General features: G+C 42.5%; 7 protein-coding genes. All 7 read left to right on the forward strand.

Annotation, left to right across the window (positions count from 1 at the left end; translation table 11 throughout):
• The first annotated feature begins 196 nt into the window (after positions 1–196).
• Positions 197–892: an AzlC family ABC transporter permease gene (locus tag RWM06_RS05960; RefSeq protein WP_078135725.1), complete on the forward strand. Its 696-nt coding sequence runs from the start codon at positions 197–199 to the stop codon at positions 890–892.
• On the forward strand, positions 882–1205 hold the full coding sequence (locus RWM06_RS05965; RefSeq protein ID WP_023945155.1) for an AzlD domain-containing protein: 324 nt from the start codon (positions 882–884) through the stop codon (positions 1203–1205). Before RWM06_RS05960 ends, RWM06_RS05965 begins: the two co-directional genes overlap by 11 nt.
• 103 nt (positions 1206–1308) lie before the next feature.
• Positions 1309–2139, forward strand: coding sequence for an amino acid ABC transporter substrate-binding protein (locus tag RWM06_RS05970; RefSeq protein WP_042901754.1), 831 nt, complete (start codon positions 1309–1311; stop codon positions 2137–2139).
• Positions 2140–2292: 153 nt separating this feature from the next.
• Entirely contained in the window at positions 2293–3147 is an 855-nt protein-coding gene (locus RWM06_RS05975; protein ID WP_102210301.1) for a MetQ/NlpA family ABC transporter substrate-binding protein, read from the forward strand.
• Between the two features lie 96 nt (positions 3148–3243).
• A complete protein-coding gene (locus RWM06_RS05980) occupies positions 3244–4617 on the forward strand; it encodes a M20/M25/M40 family metallo-hydrolase (RefSeq protein WP_313970461.1) in 1374 nt (457 codons plus the stop codon).
• Positions 4610–5671, forward strand: a complete 1062-nt coding sequence (locus RWM06_RS05985) for a methionine ABC transporter ATP-binding protein (protein ID WP_313970462.1) — start codon at positions 4610–4612, stop codon at positions 5669–5671. The genes RWM06_RS05980 and RWM06_RS05985 overlap by 8 nt, the downstream gene beginning before the upstream one ends.
• 1 nt (position 5672) lies before the next feature.
• Entirely contained in the window at positions 5673–6365 is a 693-nt protein-coding gene (locus RWM06_RS05990) for a methionine ABC transporter permease (RefSeq protein WP_125455842.1), read from the forward strand.
• The last annotated feature ends 73 nt before the right edge of the window (positions 6366–6438 follow it).

A 6438-nucleotide genomic window follows, 5' to 3' on the forward strand; every position in this document is an offset into this window, starting at 1 on the left:
TCTTTCCTGAATGTGTTATAATAGTCCATGCTATGGATGGAGCCTTTTCAGCCTACTTATACTCTTCGAAAATCTCTTCAAACCGCGTCAGCTTCTATCTGCAACCTCAAAACAGTGTTTTGAGCAACCTGCGGCTAGCTTTCTAGTTTGCTCTTTGATTTTCATTGAGTATTATTAAGACAATACGAGGAGAAAGATGAAAGAAAAAGGATTTTGGGAGGGGGCACAGGCAGCCATGCCAACGGCCCTTGGTTATGTCAGCATCGGACTGGCCTGTGGGATTATTGGTGCGCCCTATGTGACACCTGTGGAGATGGGCTTGATGAGCCTCTTTGTTTATGCTGGGAGTGCTCAGTTTGCCATGCTGGCACTGATTGCGGTTCAAGCACCTGTGGCAGCTATTGCTATGACGGTTTTTTTGATTAATTTGCGTCTCTTTTTGTTGAGTTTGCATGCGTCAACCTATTTCCGTCATACTAGTCTCTGGCACAATATCGGTATGTCTAGTATCTTGACGGATGAGACTTATGGTGTTTTGATGGGTGAATTGGCCCATGCAGACAAGGTCAATCCTATGTGGATGCACGGAAACAATCTTAACAGCTATGTGGCTTGGTTTGTGGGAACAGTAGTCGGAACGGCTCTGGGTGGCCTGTTGCCAAATCCAGAAATCTTTGGTTTAGATTTTGCCCTAGTTGGGATGTTCATCGGCATTTTTGCTTCGCAATTCCAAATTATGCAAAGACGGATTCCTGTCCGCAATCTGCTCATTATCCTAGCAGTTGTTGCGGTGTCCTTCTTTTTACTCTTGACAGTGGTGTCTCAGTCACTAGCTGTTCTGTTTGCGACGCTACTTGGTTGTACAATGGGGGTGGTTTTAGATGGTCAGTAAGTATCTTTTATTAGCAGTTATTTTCTCTGGCTTGGTGACTTGGATTCCCCGTATGATTCCCTTCATCTTGGTCAAGTATAAGGGTTTGCCTGCAATCGTTGAGCGTTTTTTGAAGTTCTTGCCCGTTTCTATTATCTTTGCCTTGATTCTTTCAAGCGTAGTAACAGGCAAGGTTGGTAGTCTTCCTCAAATAAAATGGCTAGACTTCTTAGCAGTCTTTCCAACGGCTTGGGTAGCCTTTCGCTACCGCAATCTAGTCGGAACAGTTCTCTTTGGAGTTGTCTTGATTGCCGTCCTACGTTTACTATTTTAAATGGGCTATAAAGAAAATCTATCACAGAGATAAATATCATATAATGGCATAATTACTTTTTTTCTGATAAGATAATAAGGTATTCTATTTTGGAGGAAATGACATGAAAAAAATCGTTAAATACTCATCTCTTGCTGCCCTAGGGCTTGTTGCTGCAGGTGTGCTAGCAGCTTGCTCAGGTGGTGCTAAGAAAGAAGGAGAAGCAGCTAGCAAGAAAGAAATTATCGTTGCAACTAACGCTTCACCAAAACCATTTAACTATGAAGAAAATGGTGAATTGACTGGTTATGAGATTGAACTAGTTCGTGCTATCTTTAAAGACTCTGATAAGTATGAAGTCAAGTTTGAAAAAACAGAGTGGTCAGGTGTCTTTGCAGGACTTGATGCTGATCGTTACCAGATGGCTGTTAACAATATCAGCTACACTAAAGAACGTGCAGAAAAATACCTTTATGCAGCTCCAACTGCTAAAAACCCTAACGTTCTTGTAGTGAAAAAAGATGACTCTAGCATCAAATCACTTGATGATATCGGTGGAAAATCAACAGAAGTTGTTCAAGGGACAACATCTGCTAAACAGTTAGAAGACTACAACAAACAACACTCAGATAATCCAACTGTCCTTAACTATACTAGAGCTGACTTCCAACAAATCATGGGACGCTTGAGCGATGGCCAGTTTGACTACAAGATTTTTGATAAAATCGGTGTTGAAACAGTTATCAAGAACCAAGGTTTGGACAACTTGAAAGTTATCGAACTTCCAAGCGACCAACAACCTTACGTTTACCCACTTCTTGCTAAAGGTCAAGATGAGTTGAAAACATTTGTAGACAAACGCATCAAAGAACTCTACAAAGACGGAACTCTTGAAAAATTGTCAAAACAATTCTTCGGAGACACTTACCTACCAGCAGAAGCTGATATTAAATAATTATTTGAAGTCATCCATTCTGATTCAGATGGGTGATTTCTGAGTCTTTAGGGATATAGTTTTAAACTATATATCTGACTATCTAATAACAATTTGTGAAATAAAACAAATTGTGAGATACTAGTACGGTATTATTTTTAAGGAGAAAGAATCATGAAAATCAAAAAATGGCTTGGTGTAGCAGCCCTTGCTACAGTCGCAGGTTTGACTCTTGCAGCTTGCGGAAACTCAGAAAAGAAAGCAGACAATGCAACAACCGTTAAAATCGCAACTGTTAACCGTAGCGGTTCTGAAGAAAAACGTTGGGACAAAATCCAAGAATTGGTTAAAAAAGACGGAATCACTTTGGAATTTACAGAGTTCACAGACTACTCACAACCAAATAAGGCAACTGCTGATGGCGAAGTAGACTTGAACGCTTTCCAACACTACAACTTCTTGAACAACTGGAACAAAGAAAACGGGAAAGACCTTGTAGCGATTGCAGATACTTACATCTCTCCAATCCGCCTTTACTCAGGTTTGAATGGAAGTGACAACAAGTACACTAAAGTAGAAGACATCCCAGCAAACGGAGAAATCGCTGTACCGAATGACGCTACAAACGAAAGCCGTGCGCTTTACTTGCTTCAATCAGCTGGTTTGATTAAATTGGATGTTTCTGGAACTGCTCTTGCAACAGTTGCTAACATCAAAGAAAATCCAAAGAACTTGAAAATCACTGAATTGGATGCTAGCCAAACAGCTCGTTCATTGTCATCAGTTGACGCTGCCGTTGTAAACAATACCTTCGTTACAGAAGCAAAATTGGACTACAAGAAAGCACTCTTCAAAGAACAAGCTGATGAAAACTCAAAACAATGGTACAACATCATTGTTGCGAAAAAAGATTGGGAATCATCACCTAAGGCTGATGCTATCAAGAAAGTTGTTGCAGCTTACCATACAGATGAAGTGAAAAAAGTTATCGAAGAAACATCAGACGGTTTGGATCAACCAGTTTGGTAATAAGAAACAGGGAGGTGGGAGAGAGAATTCCACCTCTTGCTTTTGTATAGAGCAGGGATTGTCAGAAAAAGTAGTTCATAGAAAGGTAGAGAGAATATGGTTTTTCCTAGCGAACAAGAACAAATTGAAAAATTTGAAAAGGATCATGTAGCCCAGCATTATTTTGAGGTTTTGCGTACCTTGATTTCTAAGAAATCAGTCTTTGCCCAGCAGGTTGGACTTAAGGAAGTCGCAAATTATCTGGGTGAGATTTTCAAACGTGTTGGGGCTGAAGTGGAGATTGATGAGACTTATACGGCGCCCTTTGTTATGGCGCATTTCAAGAGTTCGCGTCCAGATGCCAAGACCCTAATTTTCTATAATCACTATGACACTGTACCAGCTGATGGGGATCAGGTGTGGACAGAAGATCCTTTTACTCTTTCAGTCCGCAATGGCTTCATGTATGGGCGTGGGGTAGACGATGACAAGGGTCATATCACGGCTCGTTTGAGTGCTTTGAGAAAATATATGCAGCACCATGATGATTTGCCTGTCAGTATTAGTTTTATCATGGAGGGTGCGGAGGAATCGGCTTCGACAGACCTGGATAAGTATTTGGAAAAACATGCGGATAAACTCCGTGGTGCGGATTTATTGGTCTGGGAACAAGGGACCAAAAATGCCTTGGAACAGCTAGAAATTTCTGGTGGAAATAAGGGGATTGTAACCTTTGATGCCAAGGTAAAAAGTGCTGATGTGGATATCCATTCGAGTTATGGTGGGGTTGTGGAATCAGCTCCCTGGTACCTCCTTCAAGCCTTACAGTCTCTTCGAGCTGCAGATGGCCGTATCTTGGTTGAAGGCTTGTACGAAGAAGTACAAGAGCCAAATGAACGTGAATTGGCCTTGGTGGATACTTATGCACAACGAAATCCAGGGGAAATCAGCCAGATTTATGGTTTGGAATTGCCTCTCTTACAAGAGGACCGTGCAGCCTTTCTAAAACGTTTCTTTTTCGAGCCAGCTCTTAATATCGAAGGGATTCAGTCAGGTTATCAAGGACAAGGAGTCAAAACGATTTTGCCTGCAGAAGCTAGTGCCAAGCTAGAGGTTCGTTTGGTTCCTGGTCTAGAACCGCATGATGTTCTGGAAAAAATTCGGAAACAGCTAGACAAAAATGACTTTGATAAGGTAGAATTATACTATACCTTGGGAGAGATGAGCTATCGAAGCGATATGAGCGCACCAGCCATTCTCAATGTAATCGAGTTGGCCAAGAAATTCTATCCACAGGGCGTTTCAGTCTTGCCGACTACAGCTGGGACAGGGCCAATGCATACGGTCTTTGATGCCCTAGAGGTGCCAATGGTGGCCTTCGGTCTAGGAAATGCCAATAGCCGAGACCACGGTGGAGATGAGAACGTGCGAATCGCCGATTACTACACCCATATTGAATTAGTAGAGGAGCTGATTAGAAGCTATGAGTAGAGATATTATCAAGTTAGATCAGATCGATGTGACTTTTCACCAAAAGAAGAGAACCATCACAGCGGTCAAGGATGTGACCATTCACATCCAAGAAGGGGATATCTACGGAATCGTTGGATATTCTGGAGCAGGGAAATCAACCCTTGTACGGGTAATTAACCTCTTGCAAAAACCATCTGCAGGCAAAATTACTATTGACGATGATGTGATTTTTGATGGCAAGGTCACCTTGACACCAGAGCAGTTACGTCGTAAACGTCAGGATATCGGAATGATTTTCCAGCATTTTAACCTGATGAGTCAAAAGACGGCAGAGGAGAATGTAGCCTTTGCCCTTAAACACTCTGGACTCAGCAAGGAAGAAAAGAAGGCTAAAGTAGCTAAGTTGTTGGACTTGGTTGGCTTGGCGGACCGTGCTGAAAATTACCCTTCACAATTATCTGGAGGACAAAAACAGCGTGTGGCCATTGCGCGTGCCTTGGCAAATGATCCAAAAATCTTGATTTCAGACGAGTCAACTTCTGCCCTTGACCCTAAGACAACCAAGCAAATTTTGGCCTTGTTGCAAGATTTGAACCAAAAATTAGGCTTGACGGTTGTCTTGATTACGCATGAAATGCAGATTGTCAAAGACATCGCCAATCGTGTGGCAGTTATGCAGGATGGGCATTTAATTGAAGAGGGCAGTGTTCTTGAAATCTTCTCAGATCCTAAACAACCTTTGACCCAAGACTTTATCTCAACGGCTACAGGGATTGATGAAGCTATGGTCAAGATTGAGAAGCAAGAAATCGTGCAACACTTGTCTGAAAACAGTCTCTTGGTGCAACTAAAGTATGCAGGAGCTTCAACAGACGAGCCACTTTTGAATGAATTGTACAAGCGTTACCAAGTAACGGCTAATATCCTCTATGGGAATATTGAAATCCTCGACGGCACTCCTGTTGGAGAATTGGTGGTGGTCTTGTCAGGTGAAAAAGCAGCGTTGGCAGGTGCCCAAGAAGCCATTCGTCAAGCAGGCGTACAACTAAAAGTATTGAAGGGAGGACAGTAAGATGGAATCATTGATTCAAACCTATTTACCAAATGTCTATAAAATGGGCTGGGCTGGTCAAGCAGGCTGGGGAACAGCCATCTACCTAACCCTCTATATGACAGTTCTTTCCTTCATCATCGGAGGTTTCTTGGGGCTTGTTGCAGGTCTCTTCCTTGTCTTGACAGCGCCAGGTGGTGTCTTGGAAAATAAGATCGTTTTCTGGATTTTGGATAAAATCACCTCTATTTTCCGTGCGGTTCCTTTCATCATTCTCTTGGCAGTCTTGTCACCCTTCTCTCATCTAATCGTAGGAACAAGCATTGGTCCAAATGCGGCTATCGTACCGCTATCTTTTGCAGTCTTTGCCTTCTTTGCCCGTCAGGTGCAGGTTGTCTTGGCTGAACTGGATGGCGGTGTCATTGAGGCGGCTCAAGCGAGCGGAGCGACATTCTGGGATATCGTAGGTGTTTACCTATCAGAAGGTCTTCCAGATTTGATTCGTGTGACGACTGTGACCTTGATTTCCCTTGTTGGGGAAACAGCTATGGCCGGAGCGGTTGGAGCTGGTGGTATCGGTAACGTAGCCATCGCTTATGGATTTAACCGCTACAATCACGATGTGACCATCTTGGCAACCATCATTATCATTTTGATTATCTTTGCGATCCAATTCTTGGGAGATTTCTTAACTAAGAAATTGAGTCATAAATAAAAAAGAGCTAGGCAATCTGTCAATGTCATTAAGTTAGTGGTCTAACTACTTTAATAGGAGGCGTGATTGAGAT

Source organism: uncultured Streptococcus sp. (genome assembly GCF_963516575.1).
In the GTDB taxonomy this organism is placed as follows: Bacteria; Bacillota; Bacilli; order Lactobacillales; family Streptococcaceae; genus Streptococcus.

Bases quoted from the DNA above. Each gene is read 5' to 3' on its own strand.
- RWM06_RS05960 (WP_078135725.1), top strand. From the start codon at position 197: ATGAAAGAAAAAGGATTTTGGGAGGGGGCACAGGCAGCCATGCCAACG.
- RWM06_RS05965 (WP_023945155.1), top strand. From the start codon at position 882: ATGGTCAGTAAGTATCTTTTATTAGCAGTTATTTTCTCTGGCTTGGTG.
- RWM06_RS05970 (WP_042901754.1), top strand. From the start codon at position 1,309: ATGAAAAAAATCGTTAAATACTCATCTCTTGCTGCCCTAGGGCTTGTT.
- RWM06_RS05975 (WP_102210301.1), top strand. From the start codon at position 2,293: ATGAAAATCAAAAAATGGCTTGGTGTAGCAGCCCTTGCTACAGTCGCA.
- RWM06_RS05980 (WP_313970461.1), top strand. From the start codon at position 3,244: ATGGTTTTTCCTAGCGAACAAGAACAAATTGAAAAATTTGAAAAGGAT.
- RWM06_RS05985 (WP_313970462.1), top strand. From the start codon at position 4,610: ATGAGTAGAGATATTATCAAGTTAGATCAGATCGATGTGACTTTTCAC.
- RWM06_RS05990 (WP_125455842.1), top strand. From the start codon at position 5,673: ATGGAATCATTGATTCAAACCTATTTACCAAATGTCTATAAAATGGGC.